Raw genomic sequence first — 23,688 nt, forward strand, 5'->3', positions numbered from 1 at the left:
AAACATTCCTTTTTACATGCAAAAAGCCCACGACAAGGCGTGGGCTTTTTGATCGGGCAGAGGTTACACGTAGAACGATTTCAACGGCGGAAAGCCGTTGAACTCAACCGCGCTGTAGCTGGTGGTGTAGGCGCCGGTCGACAGCCAGTACAAGCGATCACCGATGGCCAGGTTCAGCGGCAGGCCGTACTTGTAGTTTTCGTACATGATGTCGGCGCTGTCGCAGGTGGGGCCGGCGATGACCACTTCTTCCATCTCGCCTTTCTTCTCGGTCCAGATCGGGAACTTGATGGCTTCGTCCATGGTTTCGATCAGACCGGAGAATTTGCCCACGTCGGTGTACACCCAGCGCTCGACGGCGGTGCGCGATTTACGTGCCACCAGTACCACCTCGCTGACCAGGATGCCGGCGTTGGCGATCAGCGAACGGCCGGGTTCGAGGATGATCTCCGGCAGTTCGTCGCCGAAGTCTTCCTTGAGGAAGCGGATGATTTCTTCGGCGTAGGTTTCCAGGCTGTTGGTGCGGGTGATGTAGTTGGCCGGGAAGCCGCCGCCCATGTTGATCAGCTTGAGGTGGATGCCGTCTTCTTCCTTCAGACGCTCGAAGATCACTTTGACCTTGGCGATGGCCGCGTCCCACACGCTGATGTCGCGCTGCTGTGAACCGACGTGGAACGAGATGCCGTAAGGCACCAGGCCCAGGTCACGGGCGAGGATCAGCAGGTCCATGGCCATGTCGGTCTGGCAGCCGAATTTGCGCGACAAAGGCCAGTCGGCCGTGGTCGAGCCTTCGGTGAGGATGCGCACGTACACTTTCGAACCCGGTGCGGCCTTGGCGATGTTGCGCAGGTCGGCTTCGGAGTCGGTGGAGAACAGGCGCACGCCTTTCTCGTAGAAGTAGCGAATGTCTTTGGATTTCTTGATGGTGTTGCCGTAGCTGATACGGTCGGCGCTGACGCCGCGGTCCATGACCTTGTCCAGCTCGTAGATCGAGGCGATATCGAAGCTCGAGCCTTTGTCTTTCAACAGGTCGATGATCTCGACGGCAGGGTTGGCCTTGACGGCGTAATAGACTTTGGCGAATTCGAAACCGGCGCGCAGGTCATCGTAGGCCTGGCTGATCATCGCGGTGTCGATCACCACGAACGGGGTTTCCTGTTTGTCGGCGAACGCCTTCATTTTGTCAAAGGTGGCGCGCGCGAAATAATCTTCGACGTTGATCGACATGCTGGGAACTCCTAAGGGCAAACTGATTTGAGCAATGGGTGCAAATGAACGTCCTCCGTATCCCCACTTTGGTTCGCCTACTTCCCAAGGCATGTCGCCGAAAGCAAAAAGGCCATGGGATTTACGCGTCCCTTGGCCTTGCTGTCTCGTCGTCAGTACTTGAGCCGGATGGATCGTTTCCAGCATGGACGTTCGGCGCGAACTTTAGGGCTTGATGGGCGTGGGATCAACTAAAAATGTCGCGTTTTTGCACGCGTTCGTCGCGCGACCGCGTGCAGCTACTTATGTAACCGACCGGTGTGACGGAATGATGTTCCCCGCTGAGTGGTAATCGAGGCGATTTCCCTGACTCACCGAAGGGGAAATGTGAGAGGGGGCTTGCTCCCGATAGCGGTGGATCAGTGACAGATGAAGTGACTGACACACCGCCATCGGGAGCAAGCCCCCTCCCACATTTTTAACCGCAGGGTGTCAGATCAGGCCAGGGCAGTCTCGGCAGGCGAAACGATGCTGGTCTTGCCCCCACGGGACTTGCCGGAACTCAGGTACTCGGCAATCGACTCCTGAGTCACTTCACCCAGGAACACCCGCTCCGCGTCCATCACCGGCAGCCATGAGCGGTTGAACTCGTACATGCGCGACAACAGGATGCGCAAGTGCTCGTCATACGCCGCCGTGGCGTTGAATTCGCGCAGGTATTGGCCGCAAGTACCGGCCTGGCGGTGCAGGTCGCGGCGGCGTACATAACCCAGTGCCTTGTTCTCGGCGCAGGTGACCACCACATAACGGCGGTCATGCTCGTCCATCAGTTCCAGCGCATCGGCCACCGGGGTTTCCGGGCTTACCGACGGGGCGTTGTCTGCCGCGTCTTCGGCCTTCACCAGCAGCAGGCGCTTGAGGGTGCTGTCCTGGCCGACGAAGTTGCTCACGAACTCGTCAGCCGGGTGCGCCAGCAGCGTGTCCGGATGATCGATCTGCAGCAGCTTGCCGGCGCGGAAGATCGCGATCTTGTCGCCCAGCTTGATGGCTTCGTCGATGTCGTGGCTGACCATGATCACGGTCTTGTTCAGCGCGCGTTGCATCTCGAAGAACTCGTTCTGGATCATCTCGCGGTTGATCGGGTCGACCGCGCCGAACGGTTCGTCCATCAGCAGCAGCGGCGCATCGGCCGCCAGTGCGCGGATCACGCCGATGCGCTGCTGCTGGCCGCCCGACAATTCACGCGGGTAACGGTGCAGGTACTGCTTGGGTTCGAGCTTGATCATGCTCATCAATTCGCGGGCGCGGTCGTGGCATTTCTGCTTGTCCCAGCCCAGCAGTTTGGGCACCACCACGATGTTTTCCTCGATGGTCATGTTCGGGAACAGACCGATCTGCTGGATCACATACCCGATGTTGCGACGCAGGGTCACTTCGTCGAGGTCGGTGGTGTCTTCGCCATTGATCAAAATCTTGCCCGAGGTGGGTTTGATCAGGCGGTTGATCATTTTCAGCGTGGTGCTCTTGCCGCAGCCCGACGGGCCGAGGAATACGCAAATTTCGCCTTCATTGACGGTCAGGCTTACGTCGTTCACGGCGGAGACAGTCTTGCCGTTGCTTTGAAAAGTCTTGGTCAGGTTTTGAAGTTCGATCATTTGAGCAGTCCTTTTGGAGTCAGCGAGCGTTGCAGCCATTGCAGAAGCAGGTCGGCGAAGATGGCCAGGAGACTGACCAGCACGGCGCCGACGATCAGCATCGACATGTCGCTGCGGCTGATGGAAGCCAGAATAAGTACACCCAGACCACCGGCGCCGATGGTGGCGGCAATGGTCATCACACCGATATTCATCACCACGGCGGTGCGCACGCCGGCGAGGATCACCGGCACGGCAATCGGCAGCTCGACCATGCGCAGGCGCTGGCCGAAGGTCATGCCGATACCTTTGGCGGCCTCGCGGATGCCCGGTTCCACGCCGGTGAGGGCGAGGTAGGTGTTACGCATGATCGGCAGCAGCGAGTAGAGGAACACGGCGGTGATCGCCGGCATCGGTCCCAGGCCCTGGCCGAATTTGGAGTAGAACGGCAGCAACAGGCCGAACAGCGCAATCGACGGCACGGTCAGCAGCACCGTGGCGCTGGCCTGCAAGGGGCCGGCGAGCGTCGGGAAGCGTGTCATCAGCACGCCCAGGGGCACGCCAATGAAGATCGCCAGCAGTACGGCAATGCCGACCAGAGTGATGTGCTGCCAGGTCAGTTGCAGCACCTGGGCCCAATCAAGATGGGAAAAGGCGTTTAAAAATTCCATGTCTTCTCCTCGTTAGTTGATGGGATGTTGGCGCAGGAAATCTGCGGCAACGGCGGACGGGCTCTCATGGTCCACGTCGACCCGCGCATTGAGCTGGCGCATGGTTGTATCGTCGAACAGATCGGCCAGTGGCTTGAGCTCGGCGGCCAGTTGCGGATGCTGGTCGAGGTATTCCTGACGGATCACCGGCGCGGCCGTGTAGTCCGGGAAGTAGTGCAGGTCGTCTTCCAGCAGCTTCAATTTGAACGCGTTGAGGCGACCGTCGGTGGTGTAGACCAGCCCTGCAAACACCTGGCCGTTGCGCAGTGCGGTGTATACCAGGCCTGCGTCCATCTGCCGGGTATTCTCGCGGGTCAGGTTCATGTCGTAGAGCTTGACCATGCCGGCGAGGCCGTCGGAGCGGTTGGCGAACTCGGTGTCCAGCGCCACCAGGCGGTGTTCCCGGGTATCTGCCGCCATGGCCTTGGTGAGGTCGCTGATAGTGTTGATTTCGGGATGTTCTCTGGCCACCTTGTCCGGCAGCGCCAGGGCGTAGGTGTTGCTGAAGCGCGACGGCGACAGCCAGGTCAGGCCTTTTTTCGCGTCGAGTTCTTTCACCCGGGCGTAGGACTGTGCGCTGTCGAGTTTCTCGTCGATGTGGTTGTAGGCCACCAGCGACACGCCGGTGTATTCCCAGAGCAGGTCCAGTTGCCCGCTTTCCTGGGCACTGCGCGCCAGGTTGCTGCCCAGGCCGCCAGTGACGCGGGTGTCATAGCCTTTGGTGCGCAGGTATTGGGAGGTGATTTCGGCGAGCAGGGTCTGTTCGGTGAACACCCGGGCGCCGATGCGAATGACCGGTTTTTCGGCGGCTTGCGCGATGCCTGCACACAGCAGGACGCAGCTCAATATCAACGTTAGTTTTTTCATGTGAATTCCTTTACCCAGCCTTAAGACGGACGCAGCCCGCGTTCCAGCCAGAGGCGGCTGGCCATGGTCACCAGACCGTCAAGCAGCAACGCCAGCAGCGCGGTGCACGCGGCGCCGAGCAGCAGTTGCGGCTGGTTGTTCAGGGCAATGCCGGGGAAGATCAGGCTGCCCAGGCTGTTGGCGCCGATCAGGAACGCCAGCGGTGCGGTGCCGACGTTGATCGCCAGGGCCACGCGCACGCCGCCGATGATGATCGGCACGGCATTGGGCAATTCCACACGAAACAGCACTTGGCGCGGGGTCATGCCGATGCCGGTGGCGGCTTCCTTCAGCGAGCCCTGCACATTCTTCAGGCCTTCGTAGGTGTTTCGCACGATGGGCAGCAGGGAGGCGAGAAACAGCGCGAAAATGGCCGGGCCGCTGCCGATGCCGAGGACGCCGAGGGCGATGGCCAGTACGGCCAGGGGAGGGACGGTGTTACCGATATTGAAGATCTGCATGAAGCGCTCGGCGCGCCCGACCATGTTCGGTCGGCTCAGCAGGATGCCGGCAGGGATGCCCACAATCAGGGCGGCCAGCATGGAGACTAAAACCAGAATCAGATGAGCTTGCAGGTAAAACAACAAATCGTCGCGGTACAGTTCGATCGTGTTGATGCCGATCCAGTGGACCAGCAGGGCCAGGAGCGCGACGACAACCGCACCTCCTATCAGCCCTTTGCCATAGCGAATAGCCACAGGCGGACTCCTTTTTTCTTTTGTCGGCGAACACATTCTCCGGCGGCAATGCCATTGCTGGCTGTCGGCGAAAGCGTTCGCGAAAAGCAGCTCGTCGATACCGGCAACGCGGTATGTATCGAGCCATGAGCGCAGCCCCGTCAGGCTAACTTGCTGATTTTTCAGCCCTGTTACGAGTGCGATAACAGGGGAGTGGACGTCTCCACCTTTTAAAAGGTTCCACACTTGGCAGCATTTAGCCACCCCTGATCGGGTGAACGGTGGTCCGACCCGTGGGGTTTGCGCTATACTCGCGCCCCTTTTTTGACTCACCTGCCAGGCGATTTCCCATGACCCACCAGGCCGCCGAAGTCGCGAAACGCCGCACTTTCGCTATTATTTCCCACCCCGATGCCGGTAAGACCACCATCACCGAGAAGCTGTTGCTGATGGGCAAGGCAATCGCAGTGGCCGGCACGGTGAAATCGCGTAAATCCGACCGCCATGCCACCTCCGACTGGATGGAAATGGAAAAACAACGGGGTATCTCCATTACCACGTCGGTCATGCAGTTCCCGTATCGCGACCACATGGTCAACCTGCTTGACACCCCGGGCCACGAAGACTTCTCCGAAGACACCTACCGCACCCTCACGGCGGTGGACTCGGCGTTGATGGTGCTCGACGGCGGTAAGGGCGTCGAGCCACGCACCATCGCGCTGATGGACGTGTGCCGCCTGCGCGACACGCCGATCGTCAGCTTCATCAACAAACTCGACCGCGACATCCGCGACCCGATCGAATTGTTGGATGAAATCGAAGCCGTCCTGAAGATCAAGGCCGCGCCGATCACCTGGCCGATTGGTTGCTACCGCGACTTCAAGGGTGTGTACCACCTGGCCGACGACTACATCATTGTCTACACCGCCGGCCACGGTCATGAACGCACCGATGTGAAAATCATCGAGAAGCTCGATTCCGATGAAGCCCGAGCCCACCTGGGTGACGAGTACGACCGCTTTGTCGACCAGCTGGAACTGGTGCAGGGCGCTTGCCACGCGTTCAACCAGCAGGAATTCCTCGACGGCCAACTGACCCCGGTGTTTTTCGGGACGGCCTTGGGCAACTTCGGTGTCGACCATGTGCTTGATGCCGTGGTGGATTGGGCGCCGAAACCGCTGGCCCGTGTCGCCAACGAGCGCACCGTGGAGCCGGTCGAAGAGAAATTCAGCGGTTTCGTGTTCAAGATCCAGGCGAACATGGACCCCAAGCACCGCGACCGTATTGCCTTCATGCGCATCTGCTCGGGTCGCTACGAAAAAGGCATGAAGATGCGCCACGTGCGCACCGGCAAGGACGTGCGCATCGGCGACGCCCTGACGTTCTTCTCCTCCGAGCGTGAACAACTCGAAGAGGCCTACGCCGGCGACATCATCGGCCTGCACAACCACGGCACCATCCAGATCGGCGACACCTTCACCGAAGGCGAAGCGCTGGGCTTCACCGGCATCCCGCACTTTGCCCCGGAACTGTTCCGTCGCGTACGCCTGCGTGACCCGCTCAAGTCCAAGCAATTGCGCCAGGGTTTGCAGCAACTGGCGGAAGAGGGGGCTACCCAGGTGTTCTTCCCCGAGCGCAGTAACGACATCATCCTTGGTGCTGTGGGTGTGCTGCAGTTCGACGTGGTCGCCAGCCGTTTGAAAGAGGAATACAAGGTTGAGTGCTCGTATGAGCCGATCACCGTGTATTCGGCGCGCTGGATCGATTGCGCCGATAAGAAGAAGTTGGAAGAGTTCTCCAACAAGGCCGTGGAAAACCTGGCGATTGACGGCGGTGGGCACTTGACCTATCTGGCGCCGACGCGGGTGAACCTGGCGCTGATGGAAGAGCGCTGGCCGGATGTGAAATTCCGCGCGACGCGTGAGCATCACTAAGGTCTGTGCGGTAGATCCAAGGGCGAAGCTGTGATGGCTTCGCCCTTTTTTTAGGGTGGGGTTTACCTATACGTTGCTGCGGTAACGGCTGCAATTGTCTGCCGAAAGCTGTACAAAATGTGGGAGGGGGCTTGCTCCCGATGGCAGTGGGTCAGTCAACTTATGTGTAGCTGACCCACTGCCATCGGGAGCAAGCCCCCTCCCACATTTGGATCTCCATCTGTCTGATAGGTATCACACCGTTTTTGATCTGCTCTGGCTCTGGCTCTGGCTCTGGCTTTTGATCTTAGGCGCCCCGTTAACCACGCTGGCCGAACGCAGGCTTGAATCCGTGGGTAACCCGGCAGGACGCCGGGTTAGCCGCACTGGGCCAGGGATGGCCCATTGCGGCGGCCCACGGATTCAAGCCTGCGTGCGGGCACACCGAGCGTGAGCGAGGTGCCGAGTGGTGGGGCAAGAGCGTTTTGCTTACTTTTGCGCTTTTCAAAAGTGAGCCGCCGTAAGGGCGGAACCCATATCCGCTATCACCCGAAAACGGATATGCCCCCGATCCAACCCCACCCTGCCCAGCCATTGGCGCTAACCCCACATCAGGTCTAGCGTCTACCTATCGACTGAAAAGGAGCCCCCCGTGCGAAACCTTCAATACGCAATCCATCTGGCATTGGCCGCGGCCCTGGGACTGACGGCTCTCCCCGCGTCGGCGGACAGAGGAACCCCACAATGGAAAGACACCGGCCCAGTCACCAAGAGAAAGCAGAACGAAGTCAATTCCGGCAGTTGGCAACCCCAAGCCCAACCCCAGCCTCAGGTAGATCCGGAGCAGCCGCTTAACGAAGGGGAAGACAGCGAAACCTACGACGACGGCGACACCTGAGTCGCCAAAAGAAAGCCCCTCCCGCCAGGCTGATGCGCAACCTGACGGGAAGGGCTGTAGAACGCTGTGTAGGGGAGCTGACCTATCCGGGAGTGTCAGTCGCGGCGCTGTCGACTGACCCACCGCCTTCGCGGGCACGCCCTCTCCCACAGGTTACCTAAGCAACGAATTGCTCCGCGTAATGGCAAGCCACCTGCCGATTATCCAGCGGCCGCAGCAGCGGCTCCTCGCTGCTGCACCGTGCGGTCGCGTAAGGGCAGCGCTTGTGGAACGCGCAGCCGGACGGCGGGTTCAGCGGGTTGGGCAGTTCGCCGACGATCTTGATCTTCGGCTTGTTCGGGTCCGGATGAATCGTCGGGGTGGCCGACAGCAGCGCCTGGGTGTAGGGGTGCAGCGGACGCGCGTAGATGTCTTCCTTGGGGCCCACCTCAACCGGGCGGCCGAGGTACATCACCATGACGTCATCGGCAACGTGCTGTACCACCGCCAGGTTGTGGGAGATGAACACGTAGGCGGTGTTGAACTCCTGCTGCAGATCCATGAACAGGTTGAGCACCTGGGCCTGGATCGACACGTCGAGCGCGGAGGTCGGTTCATCCGCCACCAGCACTTTCGGTTGCAGCATCATCGCGCGAGCCAGGGCGATGCGCTGGCGCTGGCCGCCGGAGAACATGTGCGGGTAGCGCTGGTAATGCTCGGGGCGCAGGCCCACTTGCTTCATCATCGCCTGCACTTTCTCGCGGCGTTCGGCGGCGGACAGGTTGGTGTTGATCAACAGCGGTTCGCCGAGCTGGTCACCGACTTTCTGGCGCGGGTTCAACGAGGCGTACGGGCTCTGGAACACCATCTGCACGTCTTTGCGCAGTTGCTTGCGCTGGGCCTTGTCGGCGCCAGCGACTTCCTGGCCGGCGATTTTCAGCGAGCCCGAAGACGGCTCTTCGATCAGCGTCAGGGCACGGGCCAGGGTGGACTTGCCGCAACCCGACTCGCCTACCACGGCGAGGGTCTTGCCGGCTTCCAGTTCGAACGACACACCATTGAGCGCGCGTACCAGTGCATGGCCCTTGAACAGGCCACGGGACACTTCGTAGTGACGGGTCAGGTCGCGGGCGGTAAGAACGACGGCCATTACGCCACCTCCTGGTTCAAGGGGTAGAAGCAGCGCGCCAGGCTGTTGGTTTTAGGGTCGAGCGTCGGGCGCTGGGTGCGGCAGTTTTCCTGCACGTACGGGCAGCGTGGCGACAGCAGGCAGCCCTGCGGACGGTCGTAGCGGCCCGGCACGATGCCCGGCAGCGTGGCCAGGCGCGTGGCGCCCAGGCTGTGCTCGGGGATCGCCTTGAGCAGCGCTTCGCTGTAGGGGTGCGCCGGGATGTCGAACAGTTGCGGCACCTGGCCGACTTCCACGGCCTGGCCGGCATACATCACGCAGACGCGCTGGGCGGTTTCGGCCACCACCGCGAGGTCGTGGGTGATCAGCACCAGGCCCATGTTCTGTTCTTTCTGCAGGGCCAGCAGCAGTTCCATGATCTGCGCCTGGATGGTCACGTCCAGCGCGGTGGTCGGCTCATCCGCGATCAGCAGCTTGGGCTCGCCGGCAATTGCCATGGCGATTGCCACACGCTGGCTCATCCCGCCGGACAGTTGGTGCGGGTAGGCGTCCATACGGCTGGCGGCGCCCGGGATCTCGACTTTTTCCAGCAGCTCGATGGCACGTTTGCGCGCTTGCTTGCCGGACATTTTCAGGTGCAGGCGCAGCACTTCTTCAATCTGGAAACCCACGGTGTAGCTGGGGTTCAGCGCGGTCATCGGGTCCTGGAACACCATCGCCAGGTCTTTGCCGACGATCTGGCGGCGCTGGCGGTTGCTCAGCTTGAGCATGTCCTTGCCGTCGAAGGTCAGCGCATCGGCGGTGACAATGCCTGGATGCTCGATCAGGCCCATCAGCGCCATCATGGTCACGGATTTACCCGAGCCCGACTCGCCAACGATGGCCAGCACTTCGCCTTTGTCGACCGAAATGTCGAGGCCGTCGACCACCGGCACGGCGGTCGAGTCGCCGAAGCGCACATTGAGATTCTTGATTTCTAACAGTGACATGGGAATCTCCTCAGGCGGCGTTCTTGAGTTTCGGGTCGAGCGCATCGCGCAGGCCGTCGCCCATCAAGTTGATTGCCAGCACGCTGAGCAAAATGGTCAGACCCGGCAGGCTCACGACCCACCAGGCGCGTTCGATGTAGTCACGGGCCGAGGCCAGCATGGTGCCCCACTCAGGCGTTGGCGGTTGTACGCCAAGGCCGAGGAAGCCCAGGGCGGCTGCGTCGAGGATCGCCGAGGAGAAGCTCAGCGTGGCCTGCACGATCAGCGGTGCCATGCAGTTGGGCAGCACGGTGATGAACATCAGGCGTGGCAGGCCGGCACCGGCCAGGCGCGCGGCGGTCACGTAGTCGCGGTTCAGTTCGCCCATCACCGCAGCACGGGTCAGACGCACGTAGGACGGCAGCGAGACGATGGCGATGGCGATCACGGTGTTGATCAGGCCAGGGCCGAGGATCGCGACGATGGCAACGGCCAGCAGCAGTGAAGGCAAGGCCAGCATGATGTCCATCAAACGCATGATGGTGGGGCCAAGCAAACGCGGGAAGAACCCGGCGAACAGGCCCAGCAGGATGCCCGGAATCAGCGACATCACCACCGACGACAAGCCGATCAGCAGCGACAGGCGCGAGCCCTGGATCAGGCGCGAGAGCAGATCGCGGCCCAGTTCGTCGGTGCCGAGCAGGAACTGGATCTGCCCACCTTCGAGCCACGACGGCGGGGTCAGCAGGAAGTCACGGTATTGCTCGCTGGGGTTATGCGGTGCAACCCAGGGGGCGAAGATCGCGCAGAACACGATCAGCAACATAAACGCCAGGCCGGCAACTGCGCCTTTGTTCTTGGAGAAGGCTTGCCAGAATTCTTTGTACGGGGACGGGTACAGCAGGCTTTGATCGACTGCTGACACTGGAGTAGGTGTGGTCATGGTCATGATCTCAGCGCTGGTGACGGATGCGTGGGTTGGCGAAGCCGTAGAGGATATCCACCACGAAGTTCACCAGGATCACCAGGCAGGCGATCAGCAGGATGCCGTTTTGCACCACCGGGTAGTCCCGCGCGCCAATGGCTTCAATCAGCCATTTGCCGATGCCGGGCCAGGAGAAGATGGTTTCGGTCAGGACTGCACCGGCCAGCAGGGTGCCGACTTGCAGGCCGACCACGGTGAGCACCGGGATCAGCGCGTTGCGCAGGCCGTGGACGAATACCACGCGCGCCGGCGACAGGCCCTTGGCCTTGGCGGTACGGATGTAGTCCTCACGCAGCACTTCGAGCATGGACGAACGGGTCATCCGCGCGATCACCGCCAGTGGGATGGTGCCGAGCACGATGGCCGGCAGGATCAGGTGGTGCAGCGCGTCCCAGAACGCGTCCGGCTCGTCAGCCAGCAGCGTGTCGATCAGCATGAAGCCGGTGCGCGGCTCGATGTCGTAGAGCAGGTCGATACGCCCGGACACCGGGGTCCAGCCCAGGCTCACCGAGAAGAACATGATCAGGATCAGGCCCCACCAGAAGATTGGCATCGAATATCCCGCCAGGGAGATGCCCATCACCCCGTGGTCGAACAGGGATCCTCGCTTGAGTGCCGCGATCACCCCGGCCAGAAGGCCCAGGATGCCGGCGAACAACAGGGCGGCCATGGACAGTTCCAGGGTCGCGGGAAAGAGGGCGGTGAACTCGGTCCACACGCTGGTGCGCGTGCGCAGCGATTCGCCAAGGTCGCCCTGGGCGAGCTTGCCGACGTAGTCCAGGTATTGCGCATACAGGGGCTTGTTAAGGCCAAGGCGTTCCATTGCCTGTGCGTGCATCTCGGGGTCGACGCGGCGTTCGCCCATCATGACTTCTACGGGGTCGCCGGGGATCATGCGAATCAACGCAAACGTCAGCAACGTGATGCCGAAGAACGTGGGGATCAATAACCCCAGTCGGCGGGCAATAAAACTAAACATCTTGTCGTTTACCTCAATCAGCCGGTTAGGCAGGTTCGGCACCGTCAATGTCGACGGTGCCGAGCGTTTCTCTTATTTACTTCACCTGGGTGGTGGCGAAGTTATTTGTGGTCAGAGGGCTTTGGATATAACCCTCGACGTTTTTACGCATGGCGGTGAACATTTTCGGGTAGGCCATGGGAATCCACGGTTGATCCTTGTCGAAAACGTCCATGGCTTGTTCATAGAGTGCGGCGCGCTGAGCGGGTTCAGCGATGGCGCGCGCCTTGTCGATCAAGTCTTGAAACTCTTTGTTACACCAACGGGCGTAGTTTTCGCCGTTTTTCGCTGCATCGCAACTCAAGTTAGGCGTGAGGAAGTTATCCGGGTCACCGTTGTCACCGGCCCAGCCGGCGGAAACCATGTCGTGCTCGCCGTTTTTAGCACGCTTGAGCATTTCGCCCCATTCCATAACTTTGATATTCACCTTCAGGCCAATCTGCGCCAGATCCGCCTGCATGCGCTGTGCGCCGAGCATCGGGTTCGGGTTGGTCGGGCCGCCGCCGTTACGGGTGAACAGGGTGAACTCAGTGCCTTCCGGCACGCCGGCTTCCTTGAGCAGGGCACGGGCCTTGTCGAGGTCACGCGGCGGGTTTTTCAGCTTGTCGCTGAAGCCCAGCAGGGTCGGCGGGTACGGGCCGGTGGCGTCAACGGCGTTGCCTTTGCCATACAGCGATTCGTTGTAGCCCTTTTTGTCGAACGCGATATTGATCGCGTGACGCACCCGCGCGTCGCTCATGTATTTGTGGGTGGTGTTCAGGGCGGTGTAGGCGGTGGTCATCGCCGCGAGTTCAGCGACCTTCAGGTTCGGATCGTTCTTGATGCTGGGCAGGTCATCGGGCTTGGGATACAGCGCGATCTGGCATTCGTTGGCCTTGAGCTTTTGCAGGCGCACGTTGTTGTCGACCGCAATGGCCAGGATCAACGGGTCGGCTGGAGGCTTGCCACGGAAATACTCCGGGTTGGCCTTGAAGCGCACCTGGGCGTCTTTCTGGTAGCGGGTGAAGATGAACGGCCCGGTGCCGATCGGTTTGCTGTTGAGCTCTTCGGTCTTGCCGGCAGCGAGCAGCTTGTCGGCGTATTCGGCGGAGTGGATGGCGGTGAACGGCATCGCAACATCGGCCAGGAACGGTGCTTCAGGGCGCGTTAGCGTGAAGACCACGGTGTGGTCGTCGGTCTTCTCCACGCTCTTGAGCAGATCCTTGAAGCCCATGCTTTCAAAGTACGGGTAGCCCACGTTGGACTTGTTGTGCCATGGGTGTTTCGGGTCCAGCTGGCGCTGGAAGCTCCAAAGCACATCATCGGCATTCATGTTGCGCGTGGGTTTGAAGTAGTCGGTGGTGTGGAACTTGACGTCGTCGCGCAGATGGAACGTGTAGGTCAGGCCGTCCTCACTGATTTCCCAGGCGTTGGCGAGCGCGGGCACGATCTCGGTAGTGCCGGGCTTGAAGTCTACCAGACGGTTGAACATGGTTTCGGCCGCCGCGTCGGCGGTGACGGCGGTGGTGTACAGCACCGGGTCAAAACCTTCCGGGCTGGCTTCGGTGCAGACCACCAGCGGTTTTGCCGAAACGCCGATCGCAACGCTCAACAGCGCAGCAGCAATGGCGGCTTGTAGCGGGAGCATTTTCATTCAGAGCCCTCTGCAATCGATGGGACCAGACAAACGTATACGGCGGGCTCCTGGGAGCCCGCCGTCTACCTGGTGCTAATTAAAGGATGTTGAACGGGATGGTGGTGACCAGGCGGAACTCTTTGATGTTGCCGTCAGCCTGTTGTGCGCTGGCGCGGTGAGTGACGTAGGTGCCACGAATGGTCGTAGCCTTGAGTGGGCCGCTCTGAATCGCGTAGGACGTGCCCACACCGTATTCCTGGTGTTTCTCGCCATCCATCAGGCGCAGGTCGCTGCGCGATGCGCCAGCTTCGCCGTAGGCGGTGCCGGTGTAGTGAGTACCGTCGATGCCCCAGCCGCGAGCCGAGTAAACGTTGAACTTCAGGCCTGGTACGCCGTATTCGGCCATGTTGATGCCGTAGGCGATCTGGAAGGACTTCTCGTTCGGGCTGTTGAAGTCCGAGGTCAGGGAGTTGGCCAGGTAGATACCGTTGGTTTCGTGCAGGTAGTCGAAGTATTCGTCACCGTTAACGGCCTGGTACGAGAAGGTCAGGCTGTGGGCCTGGTGTGTCAGGCCGAGGGACAACGAGTAGGTGTCGTTGTCGATGTTGCCCATCTTCTTGCTGCCGGTATCGGTGGTCTTGTAGTAGTTCAGGCCGGTGGTCAGTGCCAGGGTCTGTGCATCACCCAGTTCGTGGGTAGCGCCGAAGTAGTACTGGTTCCAGAAGTCTTCGACGTTGGCCGCGAATACGCTGGTTTTCAGGCTCTTGAACGGCTGGTAGTTGAAGCCCAGGGTCTTGACCTTGTCGGTTTCCTGGCCATTGCCGTATTCGGAGCGGAATTTCGACAGGCTCTGCTCGGTACGTGGCGAAACACGATCGAAGATACCGCCCTGGAACGACAGGTTGCTGAACTCTTCGCTGTTGAAGCTCACACCTTCGAAGCTCGAAGGCAGGGCACGGTTGCCGATGGTGTCGACGATACCGGTGCTGAAGTTCTGGCGACCGGCGGTCAAGGTGGTGTTCGAAACACGGAACTTGACGTTGGCCAGGCCCAGTTTGCTCCATTGGCCTACTGCATCGCCGCCGGAGTCAGCCAGGGTACGGTTGGAGCCGCCGGCAATATCTTTGCGGTCACGGTCAAGGGCGATGAAATTGTAGGCAGCGACTTCAGTGCTGACGCCAACGGTGCCTTGGGTGAAGCCCGAGGTGTAGTTGAGGATGGTGCCCTGAGCCCAGTTGATACGACGGGAAATTGGGGTCTTCACGCCGTCTTTGCGGTAGCTGAAGCGGTCGTTGCGGAACTTCATTTCGTTCGCATACCAGTTACGGGTAGTACCGCCCAGGCTTTGACCGTCGATAAAGCCCTTGGCTTCGCTTTGGGCGCTGGTACCGGCCAGTGTGGTCGGCACGAAGTCCTGGCTGATCGGGTCAGCGAAGGCGGTTGCCGTGATGCTGCTGATGGCCAGGGCCAGAAGCGCTTTGTTGCTCAGTTTCATGGGTGGAGCTCCTTTGGTTCTCTTTTTAATGCCGGTCTTTTTTGGTGATCCGGCTATTGGGTGTGTAACTCGTTCAAGCTGTTGCAAACGTTTGCTGTAGGAAATTTCCCTACAAAAGGCCGTACGTTTGCGCGAGAGCCCGATTCGCTCTCTGCAATCCGGTTATTTTCTTATGGGGTAATGCTGACGCCCGAGAACACGTTGCGGCCGAAGGGGCTCACTTTGAAGCCTTCGACTTTGGCGCTTAACGGCTGGTTGACCGTCGAGTGGGCGACTGGCGTGATCGGCACCTGCTGCTTGAGCAGTTGCTGCGCCTGTTTGTACAGAACAGTCCGTTGTTCGCGGTCGGTCACAACCTTGGCTTGCTTGATCAGCTTGTCGTACGCCGGGTCGCACCACATGGAGTAGTTGTTCCCGCCGATGGCGTCGCAGCTGTAGAGCGTGCCCAGCCAGTTGTCCGGGTCACCATTGTCACCGGTCCAGCCGATCAGGCTCACATCGTGCTCACCGTTCTTGGTGCGCTTGATGTATTCCCCCCACTCGTAGCTGACGATCTTCACTTTCAGGCCGATCTTGGCCCAATCGTTCTGCAGCATTTCGGCCATCAGCTTGGCGTTGGGGTTGTACGGACGTTGCACCGGCATCGCCCACAGGGTGATCTCGGTGCCTTCCTTCACGCCGGCGGCCTTGAGCAGTTCCCTGGCTTTTTCCGGGTTGTAGGCGGCGTCCTTGATGCTGTCGTCGTAGGACCACTGCGTCGGCGGCATGGCGTTCACCGCCAGTTGCCCCGCGCCCTGGTACACGGCGTTGAGGATGCTCTGCTTGTTCACCGCCATGTCCAGCGCCTGACGCACTTCGAGCTGGTCGAACGGCTTGTGGCGCACGTTGTAGGCGATGTAGCCCAGGTTGAAGCCGGGCTTGGTCAGCAACTGCAGGTTCGGATCGGCCTTGAGCGCGTCGACGTCGGCCGGGCGCGGGTGCAGGGTGACCTGGCATTCGCCGGCCTTGAGCTTCTGCACACGCACCGACGCATCGGTGTTGATGGCGAAGATCAACTGGTCGAGCTTGACCCGGCTCGGGTCCCAATACTGCTTGTTGGCCACATAACGGATCTGCGAATCCTTCTGGTAGCGCTGGAACACAAACGGCCCGGTGCCGATCGGCTTCTGGTTGATGTCGCTGGGCTTGCCGTCCTTCTGCAACTGCTCGGCGTATTCGGCCGAGAGGATGGCGGCAAAGCTCATGGCAATGTTCTGCACGAACGCGGCGTCCACCGTGTTCAGGGTCATCACCACGGTGTAGGGGCCGGTTTTCTCGACCTTGGCGATGTTCTTGTTCAGGCTCATCCCGTTGAAGTATGGAAACTCGGTGGGGTAGGCCTTGCGAAACGGGTGGTCGGGGTCAAGCATGCGGTTGAAGGTGAACAGCACGTCGTCGGCATTGAAGTCCCGCGTCGGCTTGAATTCCTTGTTGCTGTGGAATTTCACCCCTTCACGCAGGTGAAAGGTGTAGGTCAGGCCGTCTTCGGAAATATCCCACTTGGTCGCCAGGCCCGGCACAACATTGGTCTCACCTTTTTCAAACTCGACCAGACGGTTGTACAGCGGCTCGGCCGCATCGTTGTCGGTGGCGGTGGTGTATTGCGCAGTGTCGAAGCCTGCCGGGCTGCCCTCGGAGCAGAACACCAGGCTCTTCTTGTCGGCGGCCTGGCCCAGCGTGGCCACAGCCAGCAGGCTGGTGCCGAAAATCGCGGATAGAACGGTGGTATGGCGCATGACGATCCCAATCCTTGTTTGTAGTTATCGATCAGCAAGCAATCAACCGGGCGTCCTGCCAGGAAGACATTACTGATCCCACACACAGCAAGTGCCTTTCCGAACGTGGCATCTCTGCTGTCGTACGACGTTAGGGGTCGCGGACTTTGCAGTAAATGCGCAAAGACGGATGGACCGTGTAGGCAGCGGAAGCACATATCGCAGTCCATTGCTGTAGGACGCAATGGATGCATATGTAGTCTTTTGCCTACGATCCAGGCAGAAACAATAACGGCGACGTTATGAAACGTCGCCGCCAGTGATGTTTACTTGCCGCTTACGCTGACGCCGTAGAAGGAGTTCAAGCCAAACGGGCTGATCTTGAAGTCCTGCACGGTGTTGCGCATGGGTTGATACACCGTCGAGTGCGCGATGGGTGTCATCGGTACTGCATCTTTGAGGATATGTTGCGCCTGCTTGTACAGCTCGGTGCGTTTGGCGACATCCGATGTAGCCTTGGCTTCTTTTACGATGCCGTCGAATTTCTTGTCGCACCATTTGGAGAAGTTGTTGCCGGCCAGGGAGTCGCAGCCGAACAGCACGTTCAGCCAGTTGTCCGGGTCACCATTGTCGCCGCTCCAGCCAATGATCATGGCCTGGTTCTCGCCGCCTTTGGAGCGCTTGATGTACTCGCCCCACTCGTAGCTGACGATGTTGACCTTCAGGCCGATCTGTTTCCAGTCGTTCTGCAGCATCTCGGCCATCAGCTTGGCGTTGGGGTTATACGGACGCTGTACCGGCATGGCCCACAGGGTGATCTCGGTGCCTTCCTTGACGCCGGCTTCCTTGAGCAGTTCCTTGGCCTTGGCAGGATCGTACTTGGCATCCTTGATGGTGGTGTCGTAGGACCACTGGGTCGGCGGCATGGCGTTGACGGCCAGTTGGCCGGCGCCCTGGTACACGGAGTCGATGATCTGCTGCTTGTTCACCGACATGTCCAGTGCTTCACGTACGCGCAGGTCGGACAGCGGGTTGGCTGCGGTCTGGCCCTTGAGTACCGGCATGACGTTGTAGGCGATGTAGCCCAGGTTGAAACCGGCCTGGTGCGGCAGTTTCAGGTCCTTGTCTTCGCCCAGCGCCTTGAGGTCGGCCGGACGCGGGAACAGGGTGATCTGGCATTCGTTTTTCTTGAGCTTCTGGATACGCACCGACGGGTCGGTGGTGATGGCGAAGATCAGGTTGTCGATCTTCACGTCTTCAGGTTTCCAGTAGTCCTTGTTGCCGGTGTAGCGAATGTTCGAGTCTTTCTGGTAGCTCTTGAACACGAACGGGCCGGTGCCGATCGGCTTCTGGTTGATGTCGGCAGGTTTGCCTTCCTTCAACAGTTGGGCGGCGTATTCGGCGGACTGGATCGAGGCGAAGCTCATGGCCAGGTTCTGGATGAACGCCGCGTCCACGGTGCCAAGGGTGAACTTGACGGTGTGGTCATCGACTTTCTCGATGTTCTTGATGTTGGTGTCCATCCCCATGTCCGTGAAGTACGGGAACTCGGTGGGGTAGGCCTTACGGAATGGATCGTCTTTGTTGATCATCCGGTTGAAGGTGAACAGTACGTCGTCGGCCGAGAATTCACGAGTCGGTTTGAAGTACGGGGTGGTGTGGAACTTGACGCCTTCGCGCAGATGGAAGGTGTACGTCAGGCCATCCGGGGACACATCCCAGCTGGTGGCCAGGCCAGGAACCACGGCGGTGCCGCCACGTTCGAACTGGCTCAGACGGTTGAACATGGTTTCGGCCGAAGCATCGAAGTCTGTTCCGGTGGTGTACTGGCCTGGATCGAAACCGGCCGGGCTCCCTTCGGAGCAGAACACCAGGTTAGTTGCCGCAAGGGCTGCAGGGGCGGCGGCCATTAGGCCCGCGCTCACTAATAACGGAAGGACTGCGTGTTTGAGCATGTTGGCCTCATGATTTGTTGTCATTTTTGGTGGTGAGGGCGACCTCGTGAGTCGGCCTGCGGATACTTATGCAGGCGCCATACCCATTGCAAGATGCTGAACCGCTGCAGGGCTCAAAGTGTGGTACGAACGTACAGGAATGTCGCATTTATGAAAGTTTTGACATAAATGCATATATTTAGAGCGTTTTTTCGGTGCATCGGGCGCACCAGAAACGCCCAGCCGAGGCGCCTGGCGCACCCGGTTGGGGCGGTTGTGTTACTTCTCCAGACTCACGCCGTAGAACGGTGTCAGCCCAAACGGACTGATCTTGAAGTCCTGCACTTCCTTACGCAGCGGCTGGAAAACCGTCGAGTTTGCAATAGGCGTTATAGGCACCTGTTCCTTAAGGATTTTTTGTGCCTGTTGATACCACTTGATGCGCTGCTCGCGGTCATTGCTGACCTTGGCCTGCTGCACCAGCTTGTCGTAGGCCGGGTTACACCACTTGGCGTAGTTGCTGCCCTTGACCGCGGCACAACTGTAGAGCACGCCCAGCCAGTTATCCGGGTCACCGTTGTCGCCGGTCCAGCCGTAGATCATGGCGTCGTGTTCGCCGTTTTTAGCGCGTTTGATGTATTCGCCCCACTCATAGCTGACGATATTGGCCTTGATGCCGACCTTGGCCCAGTCCTGCTGGATCATCTGCGCCGACATGCGCGCGTTGGGGTTGGACGCACGCTGAACGGTCATCGCCCACAGGTTGATCGTAGTGCCGGGGGCAATACCTGCTTCTTTCAGTAGCGCCTTGGCCCTGGTCGGGTCATACGGGGCGTCCTTGATCGTCGGGTCATAAGACCACTGCGCCGGCGGCAGGGCGTTCTGCGCCAATTGTCCGGCGCCCTGATACACGGCTTTGATGATTGCCGGCTTGTCGATGGCCATGTCCAGCGCCTGGCGCACCTTGAGCTGATCCAGCGGCGGGTGGGTCACGTTGTAGGCGAGAAAACCCAGGTTGAACCCGGCCTGCTGCTGCACGCGCAGGTTGGGGTCCTGCTTGATCACTTCAATGTCCTGCGGGCGAGGGTAGCCGCTCACCTGGCATTCACCGGCCTTGAGCTTTTGCAGGCGTGAGGCCGCATCCGGGGTGATCGCGAACACCAGGTTGTCGAGTTTCACATCCTCGGGCTTCCAATACTGTTTATTGGCCACGTAGCGAATCTGCGAGTCCTTCTGGTAACGCTTGAACACAAACGGCCCGGTGCCGACGGGTTTCTGGTTGATGTCTTCGGCCTTGCCTTGCTTGAGCAACTGCGCGGCGTATTCGGCGGACTGGATCGAGGCGAAGCTCATGGCCAGGTTCTGCACGAACGAGGCATCGACGTTGTTCAGGTTGAAACGCACGGTATGCGCGTCGATTTTCTCGACGTTCCTGATCATGGTGTTCAGGCCCATGTCGGTGAAGTACGGCGATTCGGACGGGTAGGCCTTGCGAAACGGGCTGTCGGCGTCGAGCAGACGATTGAAGGTGAACAGCACGTCATCGGCATTGAAGTCGCGAGTCGGCGTGAAGAAATCAGTGGTGTGGAACTTCACGCCATCGCGCAGATGGAAGGTGTACGCCAGACCGTCTTTGGAGATATCCCAGCGGGTTGAAAGGCCGGGTTCGACTTCGGTGCCGCCGCGCTTGAACTGGGTCAGGCGGTTGAACACGGTTTCGGCCGAGGCGTCGAAGTCGGTGCCGCTGGTGTACTGGCTGGGGTCGAAACCGGCGGGGCTGGCTTCGGAGCAGTAGACCAGCGTTGTCGCCGCCTGGGCCATGGGCATGCAGGCCATGAGGCTGGCGGCAAGGAGCAGTGGTTTAAAAGCGATTCTTTCCATGGAGTCCCCTGAAGTGGCAGGCTTAAAAGCGGCCCAAACGAAAACGACGGTCACCGAGGTTACCGCCGTTCAGGGTTGTCAGGTAGAGACTGAGGCGCACTTGGGCACAGAATCCTGGTTTTTCGCAGCGTTCTATAGGCTGGAGGCCGCAAAATTCATGCAGCCTTCGCTTCAGGGCCAGGCTGACACAGGTCGTTGTAGTGCTCAGTGGACGTCCGTGAGCGGGCTCTCGATATTACGGTGCGGGGAAGGTCACGGGTTTATACGCAAAGGCCCACCATTTAACAGGATGCCAGTAGGGGTTTTTCTTTGACGGTTTGAGTTTTACGGTTTTAGCCAATTCTCGCGAGACATATTGTTCAGCTTCTGATCTGACCAGCGCCTTATCGGCTGCAGTCAGTGGGGTACTATGGTTGTTTTTCAGGGCTTCCAGATAGACAGCTTCCACTTTAAGAATGGCCGCGTTTATATTTTCCGGCGCGAGGTTCGTTGTCAGGGTACCACTGTAGCCTTTGACAGGACGCCCGATGAGTTTCTGAAATTGAGCCGCAAAGGAGGCGTCTCCACCGCTTGCAGAGTCACATGACAACAGCCGCACATTGTCGAACGTTTCCGGATGAATGTCTGCGTCGTGAAGTGTCTGAAGTAACTCTGCCGGCGTATGGAGTTTTTCGTTATATGAAACTTTTGCAATGCCCGTCTCAGGGTCGACACTGCCGTGTACCAATATGTTGAGTCTTTCTTGAGTGCCTTTTTTGTTGAAGTCGGTAAAGGTATAAAGTTTTTTATCTAGGGTGTTTAGTTCGTTGAGTTCTCCACTCAGGATTACGTTTTTTTCAGGCGTGGAGAAAAGCGCTTCGCCAGTCGGCAAACCTTCTATAGAGGTTAAAATTGAAGGTTTATTATCGGGTATTTCGCCGGTCGGATGAGTGCGCTCCACTTCACCGGCCGATGGCGTACCTTGTTCGTTTTGCAGGGTATTGGCGGTGTGCGGCATGTCGCTCTGGTTCGAGGCTTCTACTTTTCGCACGAACTGATGACTTCGGGTGCGCTCATCGTATGTCCAGCCGTATTGTTCGCGGTTTATGGTATTAGGTTTGATTTGTGCTTCACCCAGCCCAGCCTCCGCTGCCGATGGCGCAATTTCGTGTACCAGTTGCAGGCTGGCTATGATGGCTGCGGCCGTACCGCCCACGCGATCATTGGCGGTCATGCCATATATGGAATCATGGACACCGAAGACAATATTGCCTGCGTTGCCCACGATGGGTACGTACCCGAAGGTACGCCCCCACAACTCTTTGGCCTGCTTCCACATTTGCTGTGAGGAACCAAATACTTCAGTTTGGTCAGCCCACGTTGCATTGTTGACGTTTACCTCCTGGTAACTGGCGGCAATACCAGACTTTAAGTCTCCGAATCTCAAGTGGTAAGGATGCTTGCGAGATTGGGTGTAATTAAAGGCCTCTCTGACCGGTACTTGCTTGTCACTGAGCAGGTTTCGACGTCCGGGGTAGGTGGCGTGGTTACCTGAAATCAAATTATCGAGCACACTTGTCGCTGAGGGCCAGTGAGCATCGTTTCCACCTTGCCGGTCTCGAGCGTTGAAGCTACGTTGCAACGCTTCACGGTTGTTTTTAGCCCATTGGGCAAAATCGTTATCGCCTTTTATTTCAGCGACCGTGCCGTTCTTCAGATCAAACATCACGCCTTGATTGGGCCGGGTGTCATAATTGCCGTGATAATTGACGTAAGGGATAAACGCATACCCCGACAGCGGATAGCCGTATATATTCGGGATGACCACATTTCCATTCTTGTCCAGCGTGCGATCGATTGCCTCGCGCGCCTCAGGTGTTAACGTCTTATAAGTGTCTTTGTCGTTACGCAGACCTTGCAAGATACCCTTCACGACATAGGCATCGGCTTTTCCCGAGCGTTTTGCCAATGCGCCTGACTCGTCGCTCATGGGCTTGGCTATTTCATCTTTCCAATGATCTTGCAGCTTCGCACCCAGCGCTTCCAGATCGTTTATCTTGCTCCGGTCCTGTGGCTTGATTTCCAGAGTTTGAAAGTTGAGCAGGCCGCCGCCCGCTGGTCTATCGTGCTTCAGGGCTCCGGCTGCAATTTCCCAGGCAAAATACGTGCGCTTCTCAGTGTCGGTCTTGACTTCCGGTTTCCATTTCCCAACGTATGAATTGAACGTTACGGTGATTTTTTCATGGGGATCGAATCCCGCGGCTAACAATCCACCGCTGAAGTAGCCGGCAGGCTCCAGAAACTGGCGAGTCTTCTGGAACCGGATATTACTTTCGCCTTCCTCGCCACTTTCTATGTTCTTGATTTGCGTTACTACACGACCGGCGTAGGCGTCGATCCGTTGTAGACGCTCCTGTTGCGTATAGCTTGCCGTGGGCGGGGAAACGCTGACTGACCCATAAATGATCCCCTTGGCGACATCAAATTCATGATTGGGGGTTGGGGCGGGGTTCGGTTTTTGTCCCAGACCCAACGCTTCAGCTTCTGAGCGGGTCGGCGTGCCCGGAAGTGTATTTTCCAAGGGCAGCGCAGTGTTAATTGCATGCGTTGGGCGACTGTGTTGAGCAGGCGTTGTAACAGGGAGCTGTAGCACAGACGAGCGTATATTCATTGTCGGACCTATCTACTTATCAGTGATTAACAACATTTTCCGGGCGCGTGATAGCACCGCTGGCAGTGCGTGCGCCGCGTCATGTCATGATATTAAGAGAAGCGGGTCAGTGTTCTTTCGCCACTGATTAACTCATGTTTTCGGCTTCGTAATTTATATAAGCCACGGGGGATTACTCATCTTTCTGGTGCATCTGTTGATGCTGGCCTGCCTGCTACAGTTTGGAACCTTGCGCATGGAGTTATTTATCATTGGGTGGCTAAATGCGTGCGCAAGGTTCCACGTTATGCCTGTGCCCTGTATGGAAAAAAACGTGCATAAGAAGAGGCCTACAGC

General features: G+C 58.9%; 17 protein-coding genes. 2 read left to right on the top strand and 15 right to left on the bottom strand.

Going from position 1 to position 23,688, the window contains the following annotated elements; genetic code table 11:
- Positions 1–63: 63 nt before the first annotated feature.
- The 5 genes from JOE32_RS21235 to JOE32_RS21255 form a co-directional block, all read right to left on the bottom strand.
- Positions 64–1,227: a type III PLP-dependent enzyme gene (locus JOE32_RS21235; RefSeq protein ID WP_032861941.1), complete on the bottom strand. Its 1,164-nt coding sequence runs from the start codon at positions 1,225–1,227 to the stop codon at positions 64–66.
- Between the two features lie 476 nt (positions 1,228–1,703).
- Entirely contained in the window at positions 1,704–2,861 is a 1,158-nt protein-coding gene (locus JOE32_RS21240) for an ABC transporter ATP-binding protein (protein ID WP_004372312.1), read from the bottom strand.
- Positions 2,858–3,511: an ABC transporter permease gene (locus JOE32_RS21245; RefSeq protein ID WP_004372310.1), complete on the bottom strand. Its 654-nt coding sequence runs from the start codon at positions 3,509–3,511 to the stop codon at positions 2,858–2,860. Before JOE32_RS21245 ends, JOE32_RS21240 begins: the two co-directional genes overlap by 4 nt.
- A 12-nt stretch (positions 3,512–3,523) precedes the next feature.
- Positions 3,524–4,417: a glycine betaine ABC transporter substrate-binding protein gene (locus tag JOE32_RS21250; RefSeq protein WP_209988528.1), complete on the bottom strand. Its 894-nt coding sequence runs from the start codon at positions 4,415–4,417 to the stop codon at positions 3,524–3,526.
- A gap of 20 nt (positions 4,418–4,437) precedes the next feature.
- Positions 4,438–5,154: an ABC transporter permease gene (locus JOE32_RS21255; RefSeq protein WP_004372306.1), complete on the bottom strand. Its 717-nt coding sequence runs from the start codon at positions 5,152–5,154 to the stop codon at positions 4,438–4,440.
- 329 nt (positions 5,155–5,483) lie between these two features.
- Between JOE32_RS21255 and JOE32_RS21260 the strand changes: the two genes are divergently transcribed.
- Positions 5,484–7,067 (top strand): peptide chain release factor 3, encoded by a 1,584-nt coding sequence (locus tag JOE32_RS21260; protein WP_209988531.1) that lies wholly within the window; start codon positions 5,484–5,486, stop codon positions 7,065–7,067.
- Between the two features lie 631 nt (positions 7,068–7,698).
- Entirely contained in the window at positions 7,699–7,944 is a 246-nt protein-coding gene (locus JOE32_RS21265; protein WP_209988534.1) for a hypothetical protein, read from the top strand.
- Positions 7,945–8,101: 157 nt separating this feature from the next.
- On the opposite strand, the gene JOE32_RS21270 is transcribed toward JOE32_RS21265, so the two are convergent.
- The 10 genes from JOE32_RS21270 to JOE32_RS21315 form a co-directional block, all read right to left on the bottom strand.
- Positions 8,102–9,073 carry a peptide ABC transporter ATP-binding protein gene (locus JOE32_RS21270; protein WP_106578631.1) on the bottom strand — a complete coding sequence of 324 codons (972 nt, stop codon included), beginning with the start codon at positions 9,071–9,073 and terminating at the stop codon, positions 8,102–8,104.
- The gene (locus JOE32_RS21275) at positions 9,073–10,041 is read right to left on the bottom strand and encodes an ABC transporter ATP-binding protein (protein WP_209988536.1); all 969 of its coding nucleotides are present in this window, start codon (positions 10,039–10,041) and stop codon (positions 9,073–9,075) included. Before JOE32_RS21275 ends, JOE32_RS21270 begins: the two co-directional genes overlap by 1 nt.
- 10 nt (positions 10,042–10,051) lie before the next feature.
- A complete protein-coding gene (locus tag JOE32_RS21280; protein WP_209988538.1) occupies positions 10,052–10,963 on the bottom strand; it encodes an ABC transporter permease subunit in 912 nt (303 codons plus the stop codon).
- Positions 10,964–10,973: 10 nt separating this feature from the next.
- On the bottom strand, positions 10,974–11,984 hold the full coding sequence (locus JOE32_RS21285) for an ABC transporter permease subunit (RefSeq protein ID WP_003171721.1): 1,011 nt from the start codon (positions 11,982–11,984) through the stop codon (positions 10,974–10,976).
- A gap of 76 nt (positions 11,985–12,060) precedes the next feature.
- On the bottom strand, positions 12,061–13,656 hold the full coding sequence (locus JOE32_RS21290) for an ABC transporter substrate-binding protein (protein WP_209988541.1): 1,596 nt from the start codon (positions 13,654–13,656) through the stop codon (positions 12,061–12,063).
- Between the two features lie 79 nt (positions 13,657–13,735).
- Positions 13,736–15,133: an OprD family outer membrane porin gene (locus JOE32_RS21295; protein WP_209988544.1), complete on the bottom strand. Its 1,398-nt coding sequence runs from the start codon at positions 15,131–15,133 to the stop codon at positions 13,736–13,738.
- Between the two features lie 170 nt (positions 15,134–15,303).
- Positions 15,304–16,908, bottom strand: coding sequence for an ABC transporter substrate-binding protein (locus tag JOE32_RS21300; RefSeq protein ID WP_209988547.1), 1,605 nt, complete (start codon positions 16,906–16,908; stop codon positions 15,304–15,306).
- Positions 16,909–17,213: 305 nt separating this feature from the next.
- Entirely contained in the window at positions 17,214–18,842 is a 1,629-nt protein-coding gene (locus tag JOE32_RS21305; RefSeq protein ID WP_209988550.1) for an ABC transporter substrate-binding protein, read from the bottom strand.
- Positions 18,843–19,100: 258 nt separating this feature from the next.
- Positions 19,101–20,702 carry an ABC transporter substrate-binding protein gene (locus JOE32_RS21310; RefSeq protein ID WP_209988553.1) on the bottom strand — a complete coding sequence of 534 codons (1,602 nt, stop codon included), beginning with the start codon at positions 20,700–20,702 and terminating at the stop codon, positions 19,101–19,103.
- 235 nt (positions 20,703–20,937) lie between these two features.
- Positions 20,938–23,352, bottom strand: a complete 2,415-nt coding sequence (locus JOE32_RS21315; protein WP_209988556.1) for a hypothetical protein — start codon at positions 23,350–23,352, stop codon at positions 20,938–20,940.
- Between the last annotated feature and the right edge of the window lie 336 nt (positions 23,353–23,688).

It is taken from the genome of Pseudomonas sp. PvP025, assembly GCF_017832155.1.
Classification (GTDB): Bacteria; Pseudomonadota; Gammaproteobacteria; order Pseudomonadales; family Pseudomonadaceae; genus Aquipseudomonas.

Coding starts and splice junctions, on each gene's coding strand:
- JOE32_RS21235 (WP_032861941.1), bottom strand. CDS start 1,227: ATGTCGATCAACGTCGAAGATTATTTCGCGCGCGCCACCTTTGACAAA.
- JOE32_RS21240 (WP_004372312.1), bottom strand. CDS start 2,861: ATGATCGAACTTCAAAACCTGACCAAGACTTTTCAAAGCAACGGCAAG.
- JOE32_RS21245 (WP_004372310.1), bottom strand. CDS start 3,511: ATGGAATTTTTAAACGCCTTTTCCCATCTTGATTGGGCCCAGGTGCTG.
- JOE32_RS21250 (WP_209988528.1), bottom strand. CDS start 4,417: ATGAAAAAACTAACGTTGATATTGAGCTGCGTCCTGCTGTGTGCAGGC.
- JOE32_RS21260 (WP_209988531.1), top strand. CDS start 5,484: ATGACCCACCAGGCCGCCGAAGTCGCGAAACGCCGCACTTTCGCTATT.
- JOE32_RS21270 (WP_106578631.1), bottom strand. CDS start 9,073: ATGGCCGTCGTTCTTACCGCCCGCGACCTGACCCGTCACTACGAAGTG.
- JOE32_RS21275 (WP_209988536.1), bottom strand. CDS start 10,041: ATGTCACTGTTAGAAATCAAGAATCTCAATGTGCGCTTCGGCGACTCG.
- JOE32_RS21280 (WP_209988538.1), bottom strand. CDS start 10,963: ATGACCACACCTACTCCAGTGTCAGCAGTCGATCAAAGCCTGCTGTAC.
- JOE32_RS21285 (WP_003171721.1), bottom strand. CDS start 11,984: ATGTTTAGTTTTATTGCCCGCCGACTGGGGTTATTGATCCCCACGTTC.
- JOE32_RS21290 (WP_209988541.1), bottom strand. CDS start 13,656: ATGAAAATGCTCCCGCTACAAGCCGCCATTGCTGCTGCGCTGTTGAGC.
- JOE32_RS21295 (WP_209988544.1), bottom strand. CDS start 15,133: ATGAAACTGAGCAACAAAGCGCTTCTGGCCCTGGCCATCAGCAGCATC.
- JOE32_RS21300 (WP_209988547.1), bottom strand. CDS start 16,908: ATGCGCCATACCACCGTTCTATCCGCGATTTTCGGCACCAGCCTGCTG.
- JOE32_RS21305 (WP_209988550.1), bottom strand. CDS start 18,842: ATGCTCAAACACGCAGTCCTTCCGTTATTAGTGAGCGCGGGCCTAATG.
- JOE32_RS21310 (WP_209988553.1), bottom strand. CDS start 20,702: ATGGAAAGAATCGCTTTTAAACCACTGCTCCTTGCCGCCAGCCTCATG.
- JOE32_RS21315 (WP_209988556.1), bottom strand. CDS start 23,352: ATGAATATACGCTCGTCTGTGCTACAGCTCCCTGTTACAACGCCTGCT.